The 25,364-nt window shown below is 35.3% G+C and carries 23 protein-coding genes and 1 tRNA gene; 17 read left to right on the top strand and 7 right to left on the bottom strand.

What is annotated here, in order from left to right; all coding sequences use genetic code 11:
* Window positions 1–16: 16 nt before the first annotated feature.
* The 7 genes from kbl to BLT84_RS04600 all read left to right on the top strand — a co-directional run bounded on the left by kbl (window position 17) and on the right by BLT84_RS04600 (window position 8,629).
* Window positions 17–1,213, top strand: a complete 1,197-nt coding sequence (kbl, locus tag BLT84_RS04630) for a glycine C-acetyltransferase (RefSeq protein WP_034887064.1) — start codon at window positions 17–19, stop codon at window positions 1,211–1,213.
* Between the two features lie 241 nt (window positions 1,214–1,454).
* The gene (locus BLT84_RS04625; RefSeq protein WP_034887065.1) at window positions 1,455–2,846 is read left to right on the top strand and encodes an OmpA family protein; all 1,392 of its coding nucleotides are present in this window, start codon (window positions 1,455–1,457) and stop codon (window positions 2,844–2,846) included.
* A 67-nt stretch (window positions 2,847–2,913) separates the two neighbouring features.
* Entirely contained in the window at window positions 2,914–5,670 is a 2,757-nt protein-coding gene (locus tag BLT84_RS04620; protein ID WP_091263212.1) for a PD-(D/E)XK nuclease family protein, read from the top strand.
* Window positions 5,636–6,541 carry an alpha/beta hydrolase family protein gene (locus tag BLT84_RS04615; RefSeq protein ID WP_317039997.1) on the top strand — a complete coding sequence of 302 codons (906 nt, stop codon included), beginning with the start codon at window positions 5,636–5,638 and terminating at the stop codon, window positions 6,539–6,541. Before BLT84_RS04620 ends, BLT84_RS04615 begins: the two co-directional genes overlap by 35 nt.
* Window positions 6,542–6,622: 81 nt before the next feature.
* Window positions 6,623–6,696, top strand: a tRNA-Ala gene (locus BLT84_RS04610).
* A 60-nt stretch (window positions 6,697–6,756) separates the two neighbouring features.
* Entirely contained in the window at window positions 6,757–7,272 is a 516-nt protein-coding gene (locus tag BLT84_RS04605; protein ID WP_231929483.1) for a GNAT family N-acetyltransferase, read from the top strand.
* A 28-nt stretch (window positions 7,273–7,300) separates the two neighbouring features.
* Window positions 7,301–8,629, top strand: a complete 1,329-nt coding sequence (locus BLT84_RS04600; protein ID WP_091263210.1) for an MATE family efflux transporter — start codon at window positions 7,301–7,303, stop codon at window positions 8,627–8,629.
* A gap of 93 nt (window positions 8,630–8,722) precedes the next feature.
* Here BLT84_RS04600 and BLT84_RS04595 read toward each other — a convergent pair whose 3' ends face one another.
* Window positions 8,723–9,208: a lipoprotein gene (locus BLT84_RS04595; RefSeq protein WP_051931031.1), complete on the bottom strand. Its 486-nt coding sequence runs from the start codon at window positions 9,206–9,208 to the stop codon at window positions 8,723–8,725.
* Between the two features lie 199 nt (window positions 9,209–9,407).
* Between BLT84_RS04595 and BLT84_RS04590 the strand changes: the two genes are divergently transcribed.
* A complete protein-coding gene (locus BLT84_RS04590) occupies window positions 9,408–10,175 on the top strand; it encodes an enoyl-CoA hydratase/isomerase family protein (RefSeq protein WP_091263209.1) in 768 nt (255 codons plus the stop codon).
* 210 nt (window positions 10,176–10,385) lie between these two features.
* Window positions 10,386–10,553: a hypothetical protein gene (locus BLT84_RS16150; protein ID WP_172822441.1), complete on the top strand. Its 168-nt coding sequence runs from the start codon at window positions 10,386–10,388 to the stop codon at window positions 10,551–10,553.
* A 131-nt stretch (window positions 10,554–10,684) separates the two neighbouring features.
* On the opposite strand, the gene BLT84_RS04585 is transcribed toward BLT84_RS16150, so the two are convergent.
* On the bottom strand, window positions 10,685–11,347 hold the full coding sequence (locus tag BLT84_RS04585) for a 2OG-Fe(II) oxygenase (protein ID WP_091263207.1): 663 nt from the start codon (window positions 11,345–11,347) through the stop codon (window positions 10,685–10,687).
* A 142-nt stretch (window positions 11,348–11,489) separates the two neighbouring features.
* Here BLT84_RS04585 and BLT84_RS04580 point away from each other — a divergent pair, with 142 nt between their 5' ends.
* Together BLT84_RS04580 and BLT84_RS04575 are read left to right on the top strand one after the other, a co-directional pair.
* Window positions 11,490–11,942: a 6-pyruvoyl trahydropterin synthase family protein gene (locus BLT84_RS04580; protein WP_034887070.1), complete on the top strand. Its 453-nt coding sequence runs from the start codon at window positions 11,490–11,492 to the stop codon at window positions 11,940–11,942.
* A 136-nt stretch (window positions 11,943–12,078) separates the two neighbouring features.
* Window positions 12,079–12,837: a UDP-2,3-diacylglucosamine diphosphatase gene (locus BLT84_RS04575; RefSeq protein WP_091263204.1), complete on the top strand. Its 759-nt coding sequence runs from the start codon at window positions 12,079–12,081 to the stop codon at window positions 12,835–12,837.
* Between the two features lie 44 nt (window positions 12,838–12,881).
* On the opposite strand, the gene BLT84_RS04570 is transcribed toward BLT84_RS04575, so the two are convergent.
* The 5 genes from BLT84_RS04570 to BLT84_RS04550 all read right to left on the bottom strand — a co-directional run bounded on the left by BLT84_RS04570 (window position 12,882) and on the right by BLT84_RS04550 (window position 19,024).
* Window positions 12,882–14,954, bottom strand: a complete 2,073-nt coding sequence (locus tag BLT84_RS04570) for a glycoside hydrolase family 97 protein (protein WP_091263202.1) — start codon at window positions 14,952–14,954, stop codon at window positions 12,882–12,884.
* An 85-nt stretch (window positions 14,955–15,039) separates the two neighbouring features.
* Window positions 15,040–16,734 (bottom strand): single-stranded-DNA-specific exonuclease RecJ, encoded by a 1,695-nt coding sequence (gene recJ, locus BLT84_RS04565; protein ID WP_091263200.1) that lies wholly within the window; start codon window positions 16,732–16,734, stop codon window positions 15,040–15,042.
* Between the two features lie 191 nt (window positions 16,735–16,925).
* Window positions 16,926–17,495, bottom strand: a complete 570-nt coding sequence (locus BLT84_RS04560) for a uracil-DNA glycosylase family protein (protein WP_091263199.1) — start codon at window positions 17,493–17,495, stop codon at window positions 16,926–16,928.
* A complete protein-coding gene (gene rsmI / locus BLT84_RS04555; protein WP_034887075.1) occupies window positions 17,496–18,167 on the bottom strand; it encodes a 16S rRNA (cytidine(1402)-2'-O)-methyltransferase in 672 nt (223 codons plus the stop codon).
* Between the two features lie 26 nt (window positions 18,168–18,193).
* Window positions 18,194–19,024 carry a hypothetical protein gene (locus BLT84_RS04550; RefSeq protein WP_091263197.1) on the bottom strand — a complete coding sequence of 277 codons (831 nt, stop codon included), beginning with the start codon at window positions 19,022–19,024 and terminating at the stop codon, window positions 18,194–18,196.
* A gap of 208 nt (window positions 19,025–19,232) precedes the next feature.
* On the opposite strand from BLT84_RS04550, the gene BLT84_RS04545 reads away from it, so the two are divergent.
* The 6 genes from BLT84_RS04545 (at window position 19,233) to BLT84_RS04520 (ending at window position 25,315) form a co-directional block, all read left to right on the top strand.
* Window positions 19,233–19,868, top strand: coding sequence for a thymidine kinase (locus tag BLT84_RS04545; protein WP_034887077.1), 636 nt, complete (start codon window positions 19,233–19,235; stop codon window positions 19,866–19,868).
* 3 nt (window positions 19,869–19,871) lie between these two features.
* The gene (alr, locus tag BLT84_RS04540; RefSeq protein ID WP_091263193.1) at window positions 19,872–20,981 is read left to right on the top strand and encodes an alanine racemase; all 1,110 of its coding nucleotides are present in this window, start codon (window positions 19,872–19,874) and stop codon (window positions 20,979–20,981) included.
* Between the two features lie 75 nt (window positions 20,982–21,056).
* Window positions 21,057–21,482: a large conductance mechanosensitive channel protein MscL gene (gene mscL, locus BLT84_RS04535; protein ID WP_034887079.1), complete on the top strand. Its 426-nt coding sequence runs from the start codon at window positions 21,057–21,059 to the stop codon at window positions 21,480–21,482.
* Window position 21,483: 1 nt separating this feature from the next.
* On the top strand, window positions 21,484–21,732 hold the full coding sequence (locus BLT84_RS04530; protein WP_091263191.1) for a hypothetical protein: 249 nt from the start codon (window positions 21,484–21,486) through the stop codon (window positions 21,730–21,732).
* A gap of 184 nt (window positions 21,733–21,916) precedes the next feature.
* Window positions 21,917–22,906: an aspartate-semialdehyde dehydrogenase gene (locus BLT84_RS04525; RefSeq protein WP_091263189.1), complete on the top strand. Its 990-nt coding sequence runs from the start codon at window positions 21,917–21,919 to the stop codon at window positions 22,904–22,906.
* A gap of 246 nt (window positions 22,907–23,152) precedes the next feature.
* Window positions 23,153–25,315 carry a prolyl oligopeptidase family serine peptidase gene (locus BLT84_RS04520; protein WP_091263187.1) on the top strand — a complete coding sequence of 721 codons (2,163 nt, stop codon included), beginning with the start codon at window positions 23,153–23,155 and terminating at the stop codon, window positions 25,313–25,315.
* The last annotated feature ends 49 nt before the right edge of the window (window positions 25,316–25,364 follow it).

Below are 25,364 nucleotides of genomic sequence, written 5' to 3'. Positions count from 1 at the left end.
GTAGAAAATAGAAAATATGTACGGAAAAATAAAAGAATACCTAGAAAAGGAAATAGAAGAGATCAAAGAAAATGGTCTTTATAAGAAAGAGAGAATAATTACATCTCCACAGGGAGCAGAAATTACTATCTCTACCGGAGAAAAGGTTTTAAATTTTTGTGCCAACAACTACCTTGGTCTTTCTTCTCATCCAGAAGTGGTTAAAGCTGCTAAGGACACTTTGGACTCTCATGGTTTTGGAATGTCTAGCGTTCGTTTTATTTGTGGTACTCAGGATATACACAAAGAATTAGAATCTAAAATTGCAGAGTTCTACGGTACAGAAGATACTATATTATATGCTGCTGCTTTTGATGCTAACGGAGGAATCTTTGAACCTTTGTTATCTAAAGAAGATGCTATTATTTCAGATTCTTTAAATCACGCCTCCATCATAGACGGGGTTAGACTTTGTAAAGCAGCAAGATATAGATATGATAATGGAAACATGGAAGATCTTGAAAAGCAACTTCAAGATGCCAATGCTAATGGCGCACGTTTTAAATTGATAGTTACAGATGGAGTATTTTCTATGGATGGACTATTAGCCCCATTAGATAAGATTTGTGATCTGGCAGATAAATATGATGCTATGGTAATGATAGATGAATGTCATGCCACAGGTTTTATAGGAGAGAAAGGAATTGGAACTTTAGAAGAAAAGAAAGTACTTGGAAGAATAGACATTATTACAGGAACACTCGGTAAAGCATTAGGTGGTGCGATGGGGGGTTATACTACAGGTAAAAAGGAAATAATAGAACTTTTGCGCCAAAGATCCAGACCTTACTTATTTTCAAACTCTCTTGCCCCGGCAATTGTTGGTGCTTCTATCAAAGTATTTGAAATGTTACAACATGATACTTCACTAAGAGATACATTAGAAGAGAATACTAATTATTTCAAGAAAGGAATGAAAGAGGCCGGATTTGATATAATAGATGGAGATTCTGCAATAGTACCTGTAATGCTTTATGATGCTAAATTATCTCAAGCAATGGCAGATAGATTATTAGAAGAAGGTATCTATGTAATTGGATTCTTCTTCCCAGTGGTACCAAAAGAGAAAGCCAGAATAAGAGTTCAACTCTCTGCAGCTCACACTAAAGATCATTTAGATAAAGCCATAGAAGCCTTCATCAAGGTTGGAAAAGAACTAAAAGTCATATCATAATCATAAAAACACAATTGTTAAATAATTCAATTTTTATTAAATTATTAAGTATTATTCTGTTAAATTTATAAAGGTAAATCTGTATAAGAACTACAAGTCAATGCATATTACCACTGTAGAACCCTTGTAATACGTGGTATTTGGGGGCTAATTAAGAAAACTTTATTATTTTTAACTTTGTTAATATTGAATTACAACATACTTTTGTTTCAATTAACACTTAAAAACTAAATTAACAGATATGAAACATCTTAGCAGATTTTTATTCGCTTCATTATTTGTTCTTGGCTTTACTGCTGTACAAGCTCAAGATCAAAACAACCCTTGGGCCATTGGTATTGGCGTAAATGCGGTTGATTATTACCCTACAGGAGATGATGCTCCAGCAGGTGGATTCGGAGATGAGTACTTCAACACCGACGATCACTGGAATATACTTCCTTCAGTATCAAGATTATCTGTTGCCAGATATATTGGTGGTGGATTCGTATTTGGGGTAGCAGGAACTGTAAACCAAATTGATAAAATTGGTGATCAATCTGCAAATGACCTTTCTTACTATGCCGTTGATGGTACAGTAAACTACAGCCTAAGAGCATTACTTAATGACGGATGGTTTGACCCGCATGTAGGTGTTGGTGGTGGTTACACTTGGTTGGATGAAGAAGGAAATGGAACTTTAAACGGAAGTTTAGGGATCTCTTTCTGGTTTACAGACAACATAGCTTTAGACATCCAGTCTTCTTACAAGCATGCTTTTAGTGATGACGCTATGTCTCACTTACAGCATTCTGCTGGTGTTAAATTCGTATTCGGTGGTAAAGATACTGACGGAGATGGAGTATATGATAAAGATGACGAATGTCCTGAAACTCCAGGTTTAGCTGAGTTTAACGGATGTCCTGATACTGACGGTGACGGAATCGAAGATCGTAAAGATGAATGTCCTAACGAAGCTGGTTTAGCTGAGTTTAATGGATGTCCTGATACTGACGGTGACGGTATTGCTGACAATAAAGATGAATGTCCTACTGTAGCTGGTTCAGCTGAAATGAATGGATGTCCTGATGCTGATGGTGATGGTGTAAAAGATAGTGAAGACGAATGTCCTAACGAAGCTGGTCCAAAAGAAAATAACGGTTGTCCTTTCCAAGATAAGGATGGTGACGGTGTATTAGATAAAGATGACCAATGTCCAGATGTTGCAGGAACTGCTGCTAACAACGGTTGTCCTGAGCCAACTGTAGAAGTTATTTCTGAATTGAATGAGTATTCTAAAACTGTATTGTTTGACTTGAATAAAGCTTCAATCCGTTCTGACTCTGGTTCAGCTTTAAAATCTATCGCTGATATTATGGATGAGTATCCACAAACTATCTTCCACATTGGTGGACATACAGATAGCCAAGGTAGTGATGCTTACAACATGAAATTATCTAAAGAGCGTGCTGCTTCTGTTAGAGAATTCTTGATCTCTGCTGGTATTCCTGCTAACAGATTAACTTCTGAAGGTTACGGTGAAACTAAACCAATTGCAACTAACAAAACTGCAAAAGGAAGACAAGATAACAGACGTGTTGAAATTTCTTTAGATAAAGACAAAGAAATGAAAGCTAGCGCTGATAAAGAATAATAGAATATATTTCTAAAGTTTTAATAAAAACGCCTCGATTTATCGGGGCGTTTTTTATTTTTAGATCATGACATCATTCATCTCTGAAATCTTAGCCAACCTTCAAAAAGAAGGTCATTATTTACCAGACCTTACTTTTATACTTCCTAGTAAAAGAGCCGGAGCTTATTTAAAAAAGCAAATAGCCGGATGCTATACAAAACCGGTATTCTCACCAGCTATCTTAAGTATTGAAGAATTTGCAGAAGAACTTTCAGAACTTAAAACCTTAGATACCACCGCTACACTTTTTGAATTCTATTCTGTATACTTATCTCTTACACCCAAAGAACAAGCAGAAGATTTTGAAAATTTTAGCAACTGGGCTCAGACACTTATTCATGATTTCAATGAAATAGATAGATATTTAGTACCTCCTGATGCAATCTTCAATTATCTCTCTGCTATAAAAGACAATGAACATTGGTCTCTACAAGACAACCAAACAGATCTTGTAAAAAATTACCTAAGTTTCTGGAGAAAACTACCCGAATATTATACAGAACTTAAATCCAGACTTCTAATAAAACAAGAAGCATATCAAGGTTTAGTTTATAGGCAAGCCTCAGAAAAGGCTGCGACCTTTGCTAAAGAATATGCACAAAATTATGTTTTTATAGGATTTAACGCGCTTAACTCTGCAGAACAATTAATATTTCAGCAGATGTTAGACCAGAAAGCCAAGGTGTTCTGGGATATAGACCAAGTACATTTTGAAGATCCAGATCATGATGTATCTCTATTTATTCGAAAATATGCTCAATCCTGGCCCTACTATAAATCTGAAGAACTAGAACGTGTAAGCTCACATTATAGAACAGAAAAACAGATCGAAATTATTGGAATTCCTAAAAGTATAGGACAGGCAAAATATGCAGGAGAGATCTTATCTCAACTTACTCCTTCAGAATTAAATTCTACCGCAGTAGTATTAGGAGATGAGGGATTATTATTACCTATGTTGAATGCAATGCCAAAAAATATAGATGCCCTAAACATCACTATGGGCTATCCTCTTAAGTATAGTCCATTTTCTTCTTTATTTGAAAAGCTTTCTGATATTTTAAAGGCAGGAAATGAGAATTACTATCATAAGGATGTGATCTCCGTATTTAGCAATTCTATAATCATGAAGGCTTCTAAACAGGAAGCAGAAGTTGCCATTCAACATATTAAATCTAACAATCTTCTTTACTTATCCAAAACACAGATCTTAGAACTTTTCACAGATGAAACTGGTTTGAAAATAGCTCATTGTTTTCCTTCACATAACAATTCAGCAAAAGAAATATTATTAGATTTTAGTAATTTAATTAAATGGTTCAAGGCAGAGATAAAAGAAGATGAAGATAAGATCAATTTGGAGTTTCTATACCATTATCACCTGGTTGTTGAAGAACTGCTGAAACTGGTTAGCAATTATCCGCATATAAAATCTGTTTCCTCACTGCATCATTTTTTTAAGGAACTAATTAGTACTCAAACCCTAGATTTTCAAGGTAAACCCTTCCAAGGCCTCCAATTAATGGGAATGTTAGAATCTCGGGTTTTGGATTTTGACACGGTTATTTTAACCTCTGTAGATGAAGGAACACTTCCTGCAGGAAAGAGCAATAACTCCTTTATTCCATTTGAGCTTAAGAAAACCTACAATCTCCCTACTTATAAAGAAAAGGATGCTGTATATACCTACCATTTTTATCATCTACTACAAAGGGCGAAAAAGGTATACTTGTTGCACAATACAGATACAGATAGCAATATGGGCGGTGAGAAAAGTAGATTTTTAATTCAATTAGAAATAGATAATGAGCCACTACATAATATTAAACATTCTGTTGTTATTCCTGAAGTACCGGCTATACACAATGAACTTCAGGTAATTCAAAAAACACCGGAGATCCTTGAGAAATTAGAACAGCTTGCAAATAGAGGATTTTCACCTTCTGCCTTAACCACGTATATAAGAAACCCTCTAGATTTCTATAAACAGTATATTCTTGGCATAAGAGACAAGGAGGAAGTGGAAGAAACTGTAGCTTATAATACGCTAGGAACCATCGTTCATGATACTTTAGAAAAGTTTTACAAAGAAGTAATTGAGATAGAACTCTCAAAAGAACATTTAGAAGATTTTATTAAGAGAACTCCAGAAGAGGTTGAACATCAGTTTCATCAAACCTATAGTAAGATACCGTTATCTAAGGGGAAGAATTTACTTATTTTAGAAGTTGTAAAAAGATATGTAACCAATTTCCTTAAAATGGAAATTAAAGAATTGGCAGCAGGTAGATCTATAAAGGTCAAAGAGATTGAAACGAAGTTAACGGCTAGCCTGAATATTCCAGAACTAGACTATCCGGTTAATATTGGTGGAATGGTAGACAGAGTAGATATTTCTAATGATATATTACGTATAATAGATTACAAGACCGGGAAAGTGATACAAAGTCAGTTGGAGATTACGAATTGGGAAGATATTACTACAGATTACGACAAGTATTCAAAACCATTTCAAGTGCTTATGTATGCACTTATTTTATTAGAAAACCAACCAACTACAGTAGATGCCGAAGCTGGTGTGATCTCTTTTAAGAATCTAAAAGAGGGGTTCTTAAAATTCGGTATCAAAGAATCTCAAGGAAAAAAAACAATTAAAAATAACGTTGTAAATGCAGATACGCTGTTAAATTTCAAAGCACAACTCAAGAAGTTGATCTTAGAAATTTGTGATCCGGAAACTGCATTTTATGAAAAAGAAATTAAAATTTATGGAAATTACTAAGCAGAAAAATATAGAGATTAAAGGCAAGCATGTTAAGCCTATTTTAACTGACATTTTTTATTCTTCAGAAGATAAACCTAAACCGGTAGTGATTTTTTGCCACGGTTACAAAGGTTTTAAAGACTGGGGTGCATGGGATAAAATGGGCGAATATTTTGCAGAAGCTGGATATTTCTTTGTGAAATTCAACTTTTCACATAACGGAACAACACCTGAGAATCCTACCGAATTCTTAGATACTGAAGCTTTTGGTGAAAATAATTATATTAAAGAACTAGATGATCTTCAATCTATGATAGACCATATTTTATTGCCAGATTTTAACTGTGCTCAACAAATAGACCCATCTAACATTGGCCTAATTGGACATTCTCGAGGAGGCGGAATTGTTGTGATTAAAGCTGCAGAGGAAAATAGAATAAATAAACTGATTACTTTTTCATCTGTAAGCGACTTTGGAGAAAGATTCCCTGAAGAAGAAGAATTAGAAAAATGGGAGGAGAAAGGGGTGCGATATATTTTAAATACCAGAACCAATCAAAAATTACCACATCACTATCAATTCTACACCAATTTTAAAGAGAACGAGGAGCGACTTACAATATCTAGAGCTGCTAAAGCCTTAGAAATTCCATTATTAATAGTACACGGAAGCAGTGATGTTGCGGTGCCTATTAGTGCTTCAGGGAAACTGTTTGAATGGAGTACTTTCTCAGAACTTTTATTGGTAGAAAATGCAGATCACGTATATGGAATTACACATCCATGGAATGAACCTGAGGTTTCGAAAGATTTTAAATACGTTCTAGAAAAAACCCGAGAATTTATGGATACTCCACAAGAAGAACTTTTGAGAGCAACCGAAGGTTAATTTTATAAAACTTGTTGAATTCAAAGAAAGTAAATAACATTTTCAGCATTTGTTTTTTTAACTATCTTTGAATTCGATTTTGGGGGATTAGCTCAGTTGGCTAGAGCGTTTGGCTGGCAGCCAAAAGGTCATCGGTTCGACTCCGATATTCTCCACATAAAACCACTCTTTTTAGGGTGGTTTTTTTATTTTTAAGGACCTTAAAGATTTGCCGCTTGAAAGATTCATCACAAATTAGATTAGCTACTTCTAGCGATCTTCAAAATATTAAAAGTTTAACCGAAGCTTGTGCTCTTGCGATGCAAGAGAAGGGGATCTTTCAATGGAATGAACACTACCCTTCTTTAAAAAAATTAGAATTTGATGTTGATCATAATGAGTTATTTGTTTTAGAAAATTATGATAAGCTCTTAGGAATTATAGTTCTAACCCATATTATGGACGAAGAATACATTCCTATTTCTTGGCTCACCGCAAATTCTAAGAATCTTTATATACATCGTTTAGCTACAGATCCTGCAACTTGGGGAAAAGGCTACGGTAAAAAATTAATGAATTTTGCAGAAGATTTTGCCAGAGAAAATAATTACGAATCGGTTAGATTAGACACTTTTAGTCAGAACAAAAGAAATCAACGTTTTTATGAAGCTCGTGGATATCAGAAATTAGGCGACATCTTTTTCCCTAAACAAAGCACGCATCCCTTTCATTGTTATGAATTGGTATTATAAGCACTAACTTTAGCATATAAATTAGACCTTGAGCACTGCCATAAGTTTTAAGAATATCAATCGCATCGCTATTCCTGCAATTATCGCCGGAATTGCCGAACCTCTTATTTCATTAACTGATATTGCTGTTATTGGAAATGTAGAAGATCACCCAATAGAAGCTTTAGCAGCCGCAGGAATTGTTGGTTCTTTTCTCTCTGCTATTATCTGGATCGTGGCTCAAACCAAAACCGCTATTTCTGCCATTGTTTCTCAACATTTAGGAGCTAATAGATTACACGCTGTTAAAACTCTTATTCCACAAGCAATTGCTTTTAACTTGGTACTTAGCTTTGTAATCTATGGAGTAACTGCTTTCTTTGCGCATTCTATTTTTAGCGCATATAATGCCGATGGATTGATACTTCAATATTCTGAAGATTACTATCAAATAAGGGCTTTAGGCTATCCTTTAACTTTGGTAACATTTGCAATTTTTGGAGTTTTTCGCGGACTTCAAAATACACTTTGGGCCATGAAATGCAGTCTTACGGGAGCGGTGGTAAATGTAGCTTTAGATTATTTGTTGGTATATGGTATTGATGGATATTTGGAACCAATGCATTTAAAAGGAGCTGCTTATGCCAGTTTAGCTGCGCAGTTGGTCATGCTTATCATGGCTTTATGGTTCTTCTTCAAAAAAACACCTTTTCATTTAAAGCTGAGTTTCACCATCAACCCTAGAATGAAAGGACTATTGCTTATGGCTGCCAACTTGTTTGTAAGAACAGCCGCCTTGAATTTCGCCATTTATTTAGCCAATGCCTACGCAACCGGATACGGGAAAAATTATATTGCAGCCCAGAGCATCTTAATGAATATTTGGTTATTCTTTTCCTTTTTTATAGATGGCTATGCAAATGCCGGAAATGCAATTGGCGGGAAATTATTAGGATCTAAAGATTATAAAAGTTTGTGGGAGCTCAGTAAAAAGATCAGCAAATACGCAGTGCTAATAGCTTTTATATTAATGGGAATCTGTTTCTTGCTTTATGACCAGATCGGACTTTTATTCAACAAAGAAGCCAGTGTATTAGTATTGTTCTCTTCTGTTTTCTGGATTGTTCTAGTTATGCAACCCGTAAATGCCATCGCTTTTATGTTCGACGGAATTTTTAAAGGTTTGGGAGAAGCTAAATATCTTCGGAATCTACTGCTAGTTGCTACGTTTTTAGTGTTTACACCCGTTCTTTTAATAGCAGATCATTTCGGACTAAAACTGCACGCCATCTGGATAGCATTCTTCTGCTGGATGCTTCTTAGAAGTAGCGCTTTAGTAATAAAATTCAGAAGAAAATATCTTAATAAAGAGGTTTAATTTTTAAATAAAAAGCAAAGCAGAAGCTGTTCTAGAGTTTTCCAGAAATAGCTTTTGCTTTGCTTAGATTTATGCGATACTCGTTTTAGAATCTTAATTACTCCAAACAGCTTGTGCTGCATCTTCTGGTTTCCCAATTGGTACAACAACTTCGGTATAAATATTCTTGTTATCTGTATCTACCCCAGTCCAGAGAAAGAACGTATAAGATTGCTCATCATTCATAGGAATTGTGATCTTAAATGAACCATCTTTTTCTAGTTCTGTATTAGTAGCATCCTTATTACATTCAGATAAATTAGAATCATAAGAAGCAACTCCAGTAACATAGATATCACGCCATTCTTTTTCGCCATTGCTATTGCTTCCTCTTTGAACGTTAATACCCGCCGCATTATGGCATGCATCTGGCAACAGATACACTATATCTATCTCGTAAGTTTTTCCGTTTTCAAAATAATCTGGCACGTCTATCTCAGATACTTCTGCTGGAGTTAACAAAGTTTTAGGCCCATCATCATCTACATTGCAACTAGTTAAGATCAAGGTGCTCACAAATAGTAAAATTAGTTTTTTCATTTTTTAAAGTTTGGTGTATAATAGATTTCTTTACTTATATGACCTTATACCTTCAAAAGGTTGCGCACAAAAATAAAAATTTTTCTAGAAATTAGATTTAAACTCACAATCAATACATTACAAGGATCTTACATCTTGCGAGCTGTTCTGAATTGTGCAATTTTGCGCATTATCACTACATTTGATAAAATTGAGAATCATGACCACCAATAGAGAGAACGGAAGTTTATATACCAAAATTCAAAATAAGATAGCCACTGTAGAATTTGGACATCCTGCAAGTAATTCATTCCCATCAGAACTTTTAGACAGATTGGAGAAGGAACTTCTTAGATTATCTACAGAAGATACCGTAAACGTTATTATATTAAGATCTGAAGGAGAAAAAGCATTTTGTGCAGGCGCTTCTTTTGATGAATTGGTGGCGGTAGAAAATTTACAACAAGGAAAACAGTTCTTCTCTGGATTTGCGAAGGTGATCAATGCTATGAGATCTTGTAAGAAACTTATATTAGGAAGAATTCAAGGTAAAACTGTTGGCGGAGGAGTTGGACTTGCTGCCGCATGCGATTACGCTATGGCAACAGAGGCGGCCTCTATAAAGCTTTCTGAACTTACTATAGGTATTGGGCCTTTTGTAATAGCACCAGCCGTAGAGCGTAAAATAGGAGTTTCTGGGTTGGCAGAACTAACTTTAGCTGCTCACGAATGGAAAAATGCGTATTGGGCAAAAGAAAAAGGATTGTTTGCTAAAGTGTTCGAATCTATTAAAGATCTAGATGAGGAAATTGAAATGTTTAGTGAAAAACTGGCATCCTATAATCCACAAGCTTTGTTGGAAATGAAACGTACGCTTTGGGAAAATACCGAAGATTGGGACGATTTACTTCAAAAAAGAGCTGCTATTAGTGGAGAATTAGTGCTTTCTGACTTTACAAAACAAGCACTTTCTAAGTTTAAAAAATAAAGCTAGCGATACTATTATTTAGTATCTTCCCTCAAGATAAAGGCTACTTTAGGTAAGCTCGATACCAACAAGTTCAAATCGAGAATAGTCGAGATGTAAATTATTCACTTAATAGCTGGAGCAATTGTAAAGTACAGAGAGACAATAATTCTACAATTAATGTATTATTCCCTCTTAAGCAGTAAAGAATGTTAATTCAATATTATAAATATGATACAGCAAAGCGAATTACCTCAAGATAAACCCGCCGTTGGAGATGAACAATGGGGATTTACGCTCTGGGAATTTATAGATGCCAACAAGTATTATTTAGGAATGGTGCTGCTTTTATTGCTAATATTCCTTTATTCCAGATCCTATTATAACAAACATAAATAATGATACAAAATAAAGTTCCGGTTAGCGAAGAAGCCTTTGATATTTTTACGTTTTTAAGCGGAATGGGGCTTTGAATCATTCTCGCTCTTGTTTTGGTTGGTGTCTTTATATACCAAAAACTTAAAAAATAATTATCGGGTCTTTAACCATCCTGTAATACTCATTCTTGGAGTTTTTACAGGTTTCACTTCATGTTCTAAGATCTGACTTTCGAAAATCACCATCCTTCCGGGAAAAGGATAGATCTTTGTTTCTTTCTCCTCGCCATTTTCGTCTTTATAGATCACCAACTCTCCCCCATTTTCAGGTTTCCAGTCTTCATCATTTAAATAACAAACCATAGACAACTTTCTTCTATCGTCATTTTGAAAGGTATCTAAATGCCGCTTATAAAAGGTGCCTTCAGGATATAAAGCATAATGAAATTCTTTTTGAAGAATTCCTAAGAAACACGTCTTGTTAAGGTAGTCTACCAAAGAATTGATCTTAGCAAAAAAATGCTTCTCCAAAAGTTCTGCATTGGCTTCGTTCATCCACAAAATAAAATCTCCACGCACAGATTTCTCTATGGTTTCATTTACCCTATTCCCAATAGCTGCTTTCTTAAAGTTGTCTTCTTCATATTTGGTTAAAAGAGATTGTCTTAGTTCTGCTACTTCTTCCAAACTAAAAAAGTCTTCAACTATGCTATATTGATTTTCTAAAATATCAGAAATGATCTTCTCGTAGAGCGGATTTTCTCTAAATTCTAGTTGTTCAAATAATTCCAGATCTGAGGTGGTGGTTGTGGTCATATTAAAAATTATAGCAAAAACTTTTAGAAATTTAAACTCCAAATTAGAGTTAATAAAGCCTACAAATATACATCGGGAAAGCTTTGCTTGTATCTAAAATTTAAGCCGACAAAAACTATTATCTTTGCTGCAAATTTATAGTATGAGCAAGATCAGGATCACCAAGCAATTTTCTTTTGAAACAGGGCACGCATTATATGGATATGATGGGAAATGTAAGAATGTGCATGGCCATAGTTATAAGCTAAGCGTTACCGTAATTGGAACTCCAATTCTAGATACCAACAATGTTAAATACGGAATGGTGATAGATTTTGGAGATCTCAAAAAGATCGTGAAGTCTGAAATTGTAGACAAGTTTGATCATGCCACTGTTTTCAACAAAAATACTCCTCATGTAGAACTTGCAAAGGAGCTAGAAAACAGAGATCATAATGTGATCTTGGTAGACTACCAACCCACCAGTGAGAACATGGTGATAGATTTTGCAGAAAAGATCAAGAAAAATCTACCGGGTCATATTCAATTGCACTCGTTAAAACTTCAGGAAACAGACTCTTCTTTTGCAGAGTGGTATGCTTCAGATAATTCTTAGGGCGCATCCCTATAGGGTCGGGCTGTTCGCTATATCCCCGATAAAAATCGGGGGATGTCGCTGCCATCCCTTGCGCACTTTCTTATAAGTATTCAAATACACCAAATTAATTATATTTACATCTCATTCTCATTTTATGAACATTCCAGCAGGAAAAAAAGTTTATTTCTCTAGCGATAATCACCTTGGCGCTCCCACACCGGAAGCCAGCAAATCTCGTGAAAAGAAGTTTGTAAAATGGCTGGATGAGATCAAAGAAGATGCAGCTGCAATTTTCTTATTAGGAGATCTTTTCGACTTTTGGTTTGAATATAAACACGTTGTTCCAAAGGGATTTGTACGAACTTTAGGAAAGCTAGCAGAAATTAGAGATAGTGGTATTCCAATTTATTTCTTTGTTGGAAATCACGACCTGTGGATGGATGATTATTTTGAAAAAGAATTGAACATCCCCGTGTATCACAAGCCACAAAAGTTTGAATTTAACAATAAGAAATTCTTAGTTGGACATGGTGATGGGCTTGGACCTGGAGATCACGGTTATAAAAGAATGAAAAAGGTATTTACAAATCCAGTTTCTAAATGGTTCTACCGTTGGTTGCATCCAGATCTTGGAGTTCCGTTAGCGCAACATCTTTCTATCAAGAATAAATTAATATCGGGAGAAGAAGATCAGCAATTTTTAGGGGAAGAAGGAGAATGGTTAATTCAATACTGCCGCAGAAAATTAGAATCTCAGCATTATGATTATTTCTTGTTCGGGCATAGACATTTGCCTTTAGAAATAGAGCTCAACGAAACTTCAACCTATGTAAATACAGGAGATTGGATCAATTTCTATACCTATGCAGAATTTGACGGAAATGAATTAAGGCTGAAGAAACTCCAGCCTTAACTACTAATTTTCTTAAAGGACTGCCATTTCAGGCAATTTCAAGATTATTTATTCTTCATAAAACTTATCGCAGCTCCACCCCCGGCAGCTAACTTTAATTTTAAAGTGTCATTTTTAGTTACTTCAAATTTTCTAATATTTAAAGATGTTGGATTCTTATCCCAATGTGCATTTTTACCATCTTCATAAATAGTAGCAGAATATTTAGCTCCTTCCTCTAAGAAATTTAGATCTATGTCCAAGTCTCTAGCATTTTCATCTGTTATACTTCCTAAGAACCAATTATCGCTGTTCCTGTCTTCTCTGGCAATAGTTACAAAATCTCCTATTTCTCCGTTTAAGACTTCTGTCTTTTTCCAATCTGTAACTACATCTCTAATAAACTGGAATCCCGGCTGATTTTCATAATTTTCAGCTAGATCTGGTACCATTTGAATAGGGCTGTAAATTACTACATATAAAGCCAATTGTTGAGCAAGCGTAGTATTTACCTGATTGTTCGGCTTGTATTTATCAAATTTAATATCAAATATTCCCGGAGTAAAATCTATGGGGCCGGCAAGCATTCTGGTAAAAGCAACAATAGGTAAATGCTCCGGAGGGTTTCCTCCATCACTGGCCCACGCATTAAATTCTTGTCCACGTAATCCTTCTCTTGAAATTATATTCGGATATGTTCTTCTTAATCCTGTTGCTTTTATTGGCTCATGTGCATTTACAGCAATTTGGTAATCTGCTGCTTTAATAGCTGCATTATTGTAATGATTTACCATCCATTGCCCGTGATGATATTCTCCCTTAGGAATGATCTTCCCTACATATCCAGATTTAACCACATGCATGTCATATTTCTTCATCAAAGCATATGCTGTATCCAATTGCTTTTCATAAGTTCTTGGAGCTGCAGAAGTTTCGTGATGCATTACAATGCTCACTCCTTTTCTCTTACCATATCTTACAACCTCATCTAGATCATAATCTGAATACGGAGTTACAAAATCGAACACTCCTTCCCTGTCTTCAAAACCAATCCAATGTTCCCATCCAGTATTCCAACCTTCAACCAACATGGCTCCTATTCCATTTTTAGCAGAAAAATCAATCTTATCTTTTGCATTTTGAGTGGTAGCTCCGTGAATTCCAGAAGCCATATCCCAAGAATTTTTACCTAAGTGCATTTCCCACCAGATACCGGTATATTTTGTAGGCTTAAACCAGGAAACATCTTCCAGTTTATTTGGTTCATTTAAATTCAAAATCATTTTGGAGTCTATAAGTTCAGTTGCTTTTTCTGTGATCAAAATAGTTCTCCAAGGAGTATTAAATGGTGTAACTCTTTTTACCTTATAACCCGTAATATCAGAACCTACCAACTCACTGCTAAGTTTAAAATTAATCGTATCTACTTTTAAGGTCATTCCTGCATAATCTATCAAGGCAGCTTCATGAAAACTTAAATAAAGTCCATTATCTGTTTTCATGGTTACTGGAGTTACCACAGCATTTTCAGGAATATAAGAATGCTTTCCTAAGTTCGGGTTATCTCTTAAAGTTGTTGCATTAATTTTTGAAACCTTCGAGGTATTATACAAATGCTCGTAAATATCCCAATCTCCTGGAATCCAGAATGCAGTATGGTCTCCTGTTAAGGCAAATTCTGTATTCTCATCTGTTATTACAACTTCATGTAGATTCTCCTGTTTTGGAAATTCATATCTAAAGCCAATTCCATCATTGAAAACTCTATAAACAATGGTAATTTTTCTTTTAAAATTTGAAGTTTCCTGTAAGTTCAGCTCTAGTTCATTATAATTATTCACCACCTTTAATTGCTCTCCCCATGGCATTTCCCAGGTTTCATTGAATGATGAACTTTGAACATCTGCTACTTTAAAATCTTTAGAGAGCGAAGGAGCGTCTTTAAGATCAAAGCTCATATAAGAAGTATCTATAACCTTGCTATCCTTATGATAGATAAAACAATAGGGTTCCCCTGAAGCATTGAGATTAAAAGAAACCTTTATATTCCCATCTGGAGAATTTACTTTGTAATCATTTTTCTGAGCAGAAAGATTCAAAAATAACAGCAAAGCTGCTAGTGTAATATTAAATTTCATTTTGATGATATTTGGTGAGGTACTAAATTTCGGAAATTAAAGTGGAGCAAATTAATTGATCCAGTTCTTAATTTCATTTTAACTTTTAATCGCTTATATCTTTTAATTTCAACTGAAGAGAAATATTACCATTCCATTCATTTTCGTCTATTGAATAGGCTGCTTTGAAAATTTGAGCATTAGTGATCAAATTACACTTAGGACCAAGATTAAAACCAATAGCATCTATAGACAATGCACTATTACCTTGTTTAACTTTACACTTTAAGTGAAGGTCATCTGCACCCACACATTTCCCAAAGCCACTATCTTTTAAATTCTGAGTAAGAAATACCGGAGACATATTGCCCGGCCCATGCGGTGCAAATTGCTTTAAAATTCTATAGAATTTTGGAGTGATGTCTACCAAATTTAACTCGGTATCTATAGAAACTTCCGGAACCAACATATGTTTTTCTATAGTTGCCGCTACCACTTCCTCAAATTTTCGCTTAAAATTCTCATATTCAGATTCGTGTAGCGTAAGCCCTGCAGCATATTTATGACCTCCAAATTGTTCTATATGTTCGCTACACGCTTCCAAGGCGTCATAAACATCAAAACCTTTTACAGATCTTGCAGAAGCTGCTAGTTTCTCTCCGCTTTTAGTAAAGACCAAGGTAGGTCTATAATAGGTTTCTATTAAGCGGGAAGCTACAATTCCAATTACCCCTTTATGCCAATTCTCCTGATATACCACTGTTGTAAAGCGCTCCTTTTCTTCTAGATCTTCGATCTGAGCTAAAGCCTCTACTGTTATTGTTTTATCTGCGTTCTTTCTGTCTGAATTATAAGATTCTATTTCTGCTGCAAATTGTTTTGCAGTTTCTACATCATCCTCTACAAGCAAATTCACGGCATGTAATCCATGTTTCATTCTACCGGCAGCATTTATTCTTGGCGCGAGTATAAAGACAACATCCGTTATTGTAAGCGTTTCTTTTTTTACCTGATCTAATATTGCCTGAAACCCAACCCTTGGAGCGGTATTAATAACATGTAAACCATGGTAAGCTAGCACTCTATTTTCTCCGGTAATAGGAACTATATCTGCACCAATTGCAGTAGCTACTAGGTCTAAATAAGGCAAAAGAGTATCTAATGGATATTCTTGCTTTATCGCCCAAGCCTGCATTAATTTAAACCCTACCCCGCAACCACAAAGTTCTTTATAAGGATATTCGCAGTCATCCCTCTTTGGATCTAATACAGCTACTGCTTTAGGGATTTCATTTCCGGGGCGGTGATGATCACATATTATAAAATCTACTCCCTTTTCTGAAGCATAGGCAACTTTATCTATGGCTTTAATTCCGCAGTCTAAGGCAATGATTAGTGTAATATCATTATCGGCAGCAAAATCAATTCCTTTATAAGAAACTCCGTAACCTTCTTCATATCTATCCGGAATATAGGTTGCAACATTTGGATAAAAACTTTTCAAGAAAGATGAAAGTAACGCCACACTGGTAGTTCCGTCTACATCATAGTCTCCAAAAACCATGATATTCTCACCATTTTCTATCGCCTTTTCAATTCGATCAATCGCCAGATCCATATCCTTCATTAAATAAGGATCATGAAGATCTTCTAAAGAAGGCCTGAAGAATTTCTTAGCCTCATCAAAAGTTTCTATTCCTCGCTGAACCAATAAAGAAGCAATAGGTTTTTCAACTCCAAGTTTTGATGCAAGTTGAGAGACAGTTTCACTATCGGGTTTAGGTTTTAATGTCCAGCGCATAAATTCTTAAGATTTAAATTGATCACAAAGGTAATAGGACTCCTTAAATATAGCCTTGTTAGGGAAGGATACTAAAATATTAAAATTTTAGGGATCAATCGGCAGATCTATTTATTAAAAAAACTAGTATTCAGTAATTTATAAATGAAATCATTAAAATTTCAATTAATCTGAATAGCTCTAGAAAATAATTATTTTAATATATCTGCAATCTTTTGCTGAAGTTGAGGTACAACGCTTTCTTCGAACCATAGATTTTTAGCTCGCCAAAATCTGTTTACCGGGGATGGATGTGGAACCACCCAATATTTGGGTAGATGCTCTTCAAAATCTGCTGCTTTTTGAGTAAGATTAGTTTTTTCTTCAGGAAGATAATAAGAAGAGGCATAAGAGCCTATAAGAATGATCAACTTTATATTCTGAAGTTCTGAAAATACCTGCTCATGCCATAGCGGCGCACATTCTTTTCTTGGAGGAAGATCTCCCGTCTTTCCTTTTCCGGGATAGCAAAATCCCATAGGTAATATGGCAAAGTTGGAAGTATTGAAGAAAGTGTTTTCATCTACACCGAGCCATTCCCTTAACTTTCTTCCGCTTTGATCTGTCCAGGCAATACCAGATTCATGCACTACTCTTCCCGGTGCCTGACTAACCAATAAAATCTTAGAATCTACAGAGGCTTCAATGATAGGCCGTGGGCCGCGGGGTAAATGTTTTACACAAACCTCACATTGCCTAATAGTATTTAAAAGTTGTTGCATTTAAGCCTTCCCTTGTACCACAACCACTATTTCGCCTTTTGGAGGTTTATTGGTGTAATATTCCAAAACTTCTTTTGCAGTACCACGAATAGTTTCTTCGTGAAGTTTGGTTATCTCTCTGGAAACAGAAACTAGCCTGTTTTCCCCAAAATATTCTACAAATTGTGCTAAGCTCTTAATAAGCTTATGAGGAGATTCATAAAAGATGATGGTTCTATCTTCTTCTGCTAAAAGCTTTAATCTGGTTTGCCTACCTTTTTTGACAGGTAAGAAACCCTCAAACACAAACTTATCATTTGGGAAACCACTATTTACAAGCGCAGGTACAAATGCAGTAGCACCTGGCAAACAGTCTACTTCTATTCCCGCCTGTACGCAAGCTCGAGTTAATAAAAAACCTGGATCACTAATAGCAGGAGTTCCTGCATCGCTTATTAATGCAAAAGTTTCTCCACCCTGAATCCTTCTAACAATGGTTTCTACTGTTTTATGCTCATTATGCATATGATGACTATGCATAGGAGTGTTGATCTCGAAGTGTTTTAAAAGTTTACCGCTATTTCTGGTATCTTCTGCCAGGATATAGTCTACCTCTTTAAGAACTCTAATAGCCCTAAAGGTCATATCCTCAAGATTACCAATGGGTGTTGGCACTAAAAAAAGTTTTGCCATAAAATTGTTATTGGTCTGGTTGAGATCTAATGATTGAACTTATTTTCTACCAACTCCATGAATCGTTGTTCATGATCTTCTTTCCCTACCCATTTCTTATAATCTGGTTTTACTACCAACTGGATGAATTTTTTGGCCTCTTCTAAAGAATCAAAAGTATTTAATTGAGAGATCACTCTATTATAATCTGAAGCATTTCCATCAAACAAATGACGTATAAATGCTAGTCTTTCGTTCAATCCAATATTAATACCTTTTTTAAGTCTGTCATTTAAAGAACGAGGACGTTCTTTTTCATTTTTCTTAACCGGTTCAAAACTTGGAAGATTATCGTAATCTACTCCTATATTTCTAAAATCTGTTTTATCGTGCTCTTTTGGAGCTTCTGTTCTAGCAACAGTAGTATTTCTAGACATCACATTGTTTAGCATTCTATCTACATTCTCCGTTTCAGGAGGCATTTGAGCTACAATGTCTTTTATCATTTCTGTATTTGGCTCTGTAATGGCTTCAGCATCATTATACTCTGTTCCATCAGGTAGATACTCATCTTTTTCTTCTGCTCTAACTTCTTCATGTACCGATTCTGCCACTCTTGCAAAAACCTCTTTTTGCTCATGCTCCTCCTCGATTGGAGCTTTATATTCTGCTTCAACTATACCCGGCTCTTCTTGTTTATTTTCAGGTGAATTTGTTTCTTGAAATGAAGCTAAATTCTCTTCTGTAAAAGATAAAATGGTCAATTTTTCATATAGATCTTTAGCTAGATGCTTAAGATCTGTTGCAGATTGATGGGTATTATTTTCAAATATTTTCTTAGCCAATTGTTTCAATTCGGCTTCAAGTTTATTTTTCATCACAGGTTGTGTTTAAGTTAAGTAGAACAGTGTAAGCTTACAATTGCAATTATTTTACCAATTTATAAAACTACGTTTGTAATAAATTCTTGCTTCATAGTTCACAAATTTAGAGAACCTAGCCTTGAGGCAGGTTGTATTTTTAATAAATTTGTGTCAACTTTATGCGAAATAGGAACTATTCCTATTCGGCACTGAAAATTACAAAATGTTTCTCGAAAATACAGTAAATCACAAAGAGCAATTTGGATGGATTGAAGTAATCTGCGGCTCCATGTTTTCCGGTAAAACCGAAGAATTGATACGTAGATTAAAAAGAGCTCAATTTGCAAAACAAAAGGTAGAGATCTTTAAACCCGCAATAGACACAAGATATCACGAAGAAATGGTGGTGTCTCACGATTCTAACGAAATAAGATCTACACCTGTTCCCTCTGCTTCTAATATTAGATTACTGGCAGATGGTTGTGATGTGGTTGGAATAGATGAAGCTCAATTCTTTGATGATGAGATCGTAACGGTTTGTAATGATCTTGCCAACAGAGGAGTGCGGGTAATAGTTGCAGGACTAGATATGGATTTTAAAGGAAATCCGTTTGGCCCCATGCCTAATTTAATGGCCACCGCAGAATATGTAACTAAAGTTCATGCAGTATGTACAAGAACCGGAAATCTCGCACAATTTAGCTACAGAAAAGCAGTGAATGATGATCTTGTATTTCTTGGTGAAAATGAAGAATATGAGCCTTTAAGCAGAGGTGCTTATTATAAAGCAATGCTTAAAGAACGCATAAAAAATATTCCTGTAAACAGCGCTCAACCTATAGATCCTAAAAAACATTAGATTTTGACAAATAAAACGAGAGAAACAACCCTTGAAATAGATCTAGGGGCATTGGCTCATAATTATAAATATCTACGTTCTAAAACTCCCAAAGATGTAAAATTCATGGCAGTGGTAAAAGCCTATGGCTATGGAAGTAAAGCAGAAGTAATCTCTCAAAAATTAAGTGAACTTGGTGTAGATTATTTTGCGGTAGCATATACTTACGAAGGCATTTCTTTACGTAAGGCAGGAATAGAGAATTCTATTCTAGTATTACATCCGCAATCTGTAAATTTTGAAGAAGTAATTGATCATTGTCTGGAACCTAGTGTGTATAGCCATTTTGTATTAACAGAATTCATACAGACGGCAGAAAGATTAGGAGTAAAAGATTACCCTGTTCATCTAAAACTGAATACAGGCCTGAACAGACTTGGTTTCGACGAAGTAGAATTGGATGAGGTTTTAACGTTACTTTCCCAAACAAGTGCTATAAAAGTAAAAGGCATCTTCTCTCATTTAGCAGCAAGTGAAGACTGGAAAGAACGAGAATTCACTTTAGGGCAGATCAATAAATTTAGAAATATGGCACACAAGCTCGTAGAAGCTTTAGGTTACAGACCTTTATTACATCTATGCAATACATCCGGAATTATGAATTATCCTGAAGCTGCTCATGATATGGTTAGAAGTGGTATTGGCCTTTATGGATTTGGAAATGATAGTGAAGTCTCTAAACACCTAAAGCCAATAGGAACCTTAAAAACTATAATCTCTCAAATTCATAATATTGAACCAGGAGAATCTGTGGGATATAATAGAGCATTTATCGCTTCAGATAAAACAAAGATCGCCGTATTGCCTATAGGTCATGCAGATGGAATAAATCGCCAGTATGGAAATGGAAGAGCAGGGGTAATTGTTAATGGTAAGTATGCACCTATTATCGGAAATGTGTGTATGGATATGTTAATGATAAATATCACCGGGATTGATTGTACAGATGGAGATGAAGTAATTATATTTGGAGGACCTCAACCGGCTACAGATTTTGCTGAAACAGGAAATACGATCTCTTACGAACTTATTACCGGAATTTCTCAGCGCGTTAAGAGAGTGATAATTCAGTAATTATAAAAAGAAAGTTAGCACAGCTTTTAATTTTTTAGCTAAATTGCTTACAAACTAACTATTTAACTAACATATATGGCTTTTTTTCAGGATTTCAAAGCCTTCTTAATGAAGAAGGATATAGTTGCGCTTGCTACTGCTGTAGTAATTGGTGCTGCTTTTAATAAAGTAATAGCATCTGTAGTGGCAGATATTTTTATGCCTATTATTGGAGTATTAACCGGGGGTGCAGATTTCTCTCAGAAATTTATTTCTTTAGACGGCACTAAATATGCAACGCTAGAAGCTGCTCAAGAAGCTGAAGCTGCTGTGCTAACATATGGAAATCTTATTCAGGCAATTATCTACTTTATTTTAGTAGGACTTTTTGTATTCTTATTTTTAAGAGCTTATGAAAAGACTAAGAAAAAAGAAGAAGAAGCTGCTCCAGCGCCAAAAGGACCAACCCAAGAAGAATTGTTGATTGAAATTCGTGATGAGCTGAAAAAGCAAAACTCTTAAAATGAAAAATATCTACTTTTATTACTTTGCTATCATAACACCATTGGTTCTAATGATCTTCTTTTTGAGAATGTTCAATATTAACTCTTTGGTTTTTGTAAGCTTTCTCTTTACATATACTTTAATTTACAGAACTTATATAGATGGTCTGAGACTTGTAAGTAAGGGAGTGATTGAAAAAAATGAAATTTGGAAAATGTTCTATAGAGGACTAAGAGTTGAACATTTCAAAGAGTTATATCTAAAATAAAGAAGTACGCTTACCGCTACACTACATATTTTAACAACCAAACCCCGTGAAAGCGGGGTATTTTTTTACACAAAAATTAGAATTGTGTTTAATTTAAAGATGTAGTTATAAATTATGTGATTTCTAGATGCCTAGATTATTTCATGTAATATACCTTTGCATTCAGTTTATTAAAATAGTTCATATGAAAATTGCAGTAGTTGGAGCCACCGGAATGGTAGGAAATATTATACTAAAAGTTTTAGAAGAAAGAAATTTTGAAGTCACTGAGCTTTATCCTGTTGCTTCAGAAAAATCTGTGGGAACAGAGATCAGTTTCAGAAATAAAAAATACAAAGTTATTGGCCTTGAAGAAGCCGTTAGTTTAAAACCAGATCTTGCGTTATTTTCTGCGGGAGGAGATACATCTTTAGAATGGGCGCCTAAGTTTGCTGAGGTTGGAACTACAGTTATCGACAATTCTTCTGCATGGAGAATGCATCCAAATAAGAAATTGATCATTCCGGAGATCAATGCCAATGAGTTGAGTAAAGAAGATAAGATTATTGCCAATCCAAACTGTTCTACCATCCAAATGCTAATGGCTTTAAAGCCACTACACGATGCGTACAAGATTAAAAGAGTAGTAGTTTCTACGTATCAGTCTATAACGGGAACTGGGGTTAAGGCGGTAAAGCAGTTAAAAAACGAATATAAAGAGGAAAAAGGCGAAATGGCTTATCCGTATCCTATTCATAGAAACGCTATTCCTCATTGCGATGTGTTTATGGATAATGGATACACCAAAGAAGAAATGAAATTGGTGAACGAAACCAAAAAGATCCTTGGAGATGATAGCGTAAATGTTTCGGCAACCGCTATTAGAATTCCAGTTGTTGGAGGGCATAGCGAATCGGTAAATGTTCAATTTGAAAATGATTTCGATGAAAATGACGTTAGAAAGTTATTGAATGATTTTCCTGGAGTTACTGTACAGGACAATCCCTCTGTAAATACGTATCCGATGCCTATTTATGCGGAAGGAAAAGATGATGTGTTTGTGGGTAGAATACGAAGAGATTATTCGCAACCAAATACTTTGAATATGTGGATAGTTGCAGATAACTTAAGAAAAGGAGCTGCTACCAATGCTGTGCAAATTGCGGAATATTTGGTGAGTCACAATTTGGTTTAATCTCAAAATGAAAACCTTCTGTCACATCGAGCGGAGCCGAGATGTCTTAACCCTTCGACTCCGCTCGATGCGACAATTCAATACAAAAGATCAAAAATAAAATCTAAATGCCTGTAAGATTTCAACTTATGGGCATTTTGTATTAAATTTAAAGACGATTTAATTTCAATAATATAAAATGATCTTAGTAAGAATTTAATTCAGATACACATTGCGTCAATACTACGAATCAAAAAATATCAACATATGAAGAATAAATTACAATTACTGTCGATATGTTTAATGCTTACCGCTCCCCTTGCCAATGCACAGGAGCATGATAAAAATCATACTAACGACAAATCAACAAATTTGAAATATCCACAAACTAAAAAAGTAGATACGGTAACAGATTATTTTGGAACCAAAGTAAAAGACCCGTATCGTTGGCTGGAAGATGACAGAAGTGAAGCTACAGAGAACTGGGTAAAGGCCGAAAATGAAGTCACCTTTAATTATTTAGAAAAAATTCCATATCGCAAAGATTTGAACGAGCGTTTAACCAAGCTTTGGAATTACGAAAAACTTGGTGCTCCTTTTACAGAAGGAGACTATATCTATTTTTATAAGAATGATGGGTTGCAAAATCAGTATGTAATTTATCGCAAAAAAGGAGATGATGGAGAAGCGGAAGTTTTTCTGGATCCGAATAAATTTAGTGAAGACGGAACTACTTCATTAGGCGGAATGAGTTTTTCAAAAAATGGAAAAAAAGCGGCCTATAGTATTTCTGAAGGTGGAAGCGATTGGAGAAAGATCTTGATCTTAGATGCTGAAACTAAAGAAATAGTAGAAGATACATTGAGAGACGTGAAGTTCAGTGGCCTTTCTTGGAAAGGCGACGAAGGGTTTTACTATTCTAGTTATGAAAAGCCAGAAGGAAGCGAGCTTTCAGCAAAAACAGATCAGCATCGGTTATTCTATCATAAATTAGGTACAAATCAAAAAGATGATAAATTGGTTTTTGGAGCTACTGCAGCCCAAAAACATCGGTATGTAGGTGGAAGTGTTTCAGAAGATAATAATTACTTGTATATCTCTGCTCGAAATTCTACATCTGGCGGGAAATTATTCATGATGGATCTTACCAAAGACAATCCAGAATTGATCACTATTCTAGACAATGAGGAAACAGATTCTTATGTAATGGAAAATGATGGTTCTAAACTTTTCATTTTCACTAATAAAGATGCTCCTAATGGAAGAATAGTAACAGCAGATGCTTCTAATCCAACTCCAGAAAATTGGAAAGATTTTATTCCTGAAACCAAAAACGTACTTACCCCTTCTACGGGAGGTGGTTACTTTTTTGCCAATTATATGGTAGATGCAGTTTCTAAAGTAAAACAGTTTGATTATGACGGGAAATTAGTGAGAGAAATTGAACTTCCGGGAATTGGTTCTGCAGGAGGTTTTGGTGCTAAAAAAGAAGAAAAAGTATTGTACTATTCTTTTACAAATTACGTAACTCCGGGTAGTATTTACAAATATGAGATCAAAGCAGGAGAATCTGAATTATATAATAAACCAGATATAGACTTTGACCCTTCAGCGTATGAAAGCAAGCAGATTTTCTTTACATCAAAAGATGGAACTAAAGTCCCAATGATCATCACTCATAAAAAAGGAGTGCAATTAGATGGTAAAAATCCAACCATACTTTACGGTTATGGCGGATTCAATATTAGCTTAACGCCTTCTTTTAGCATTGCCAACGCCGTTTGGATGGAACAAGGTGGTATTTATGCAGTGCCTAATTTAAGAGGTGGTGGAGAATATGGAAAAGAGTGGCATGATGCAGGGATCAAAATGAAAAAGCAAAATGTGTTTGATGATTTTATAGCGGCAGCTCAATATCTAATCGATAATAAATATACTTCAAGCGACTATTTAGCCGTAAGAGGTGGGTCTAACGGAGGATTATTGGTTGGGGCAACAATGACGCAACGTCCAGATCTTATGAAGGTAGCATTACCTGCAGTGGGTGTTATGGATATGTTGAGATATCACACCTTTACAGCAGGAGCCGGATGGGCTTATGATTATGGAACTTCCGAAGACAGCAAAGAAATGTTTGATTACATCTACGCTTATTCTCCTGTTCATAATGTAAAAAAGGGAACTAAATATCCGGCAACTATGGTAACTACCGGAGATCATGATGATAGAGTGGTACCTGCACACTCCTTTAAATTTGCTGCAGAATTACAAGAAAAACAAGCGGGAGATGCACCTGTTCTTATTAGAATTGAAACCAAAGCTGGTCATGGAGCGGGGAAACCAACAGCTATGATCATAGAGGAATATGCAGATATATTTGCTTTTACCCTTTACAATATGGGTTTCAAAAGTTTGCCGAATAAGATGTAAATAATCGAATTTTAGTTGAAATTAACTATTTATAAAGACCTCTGAAATA

The organism is Gillisia sp. Hel1_33_143 (genome assembly GCF_900104765.1).
In the GTDB taxonomy this organism is placed as follows: domain Bacteria; phylum Bacteroidota; class Bacteroidia; order Flavobacteriales; family Flavobacteriaceae; genus Gillisia.
This window is presented reverse-complemented; position numbering and strand designations above follow the sequence as displayed.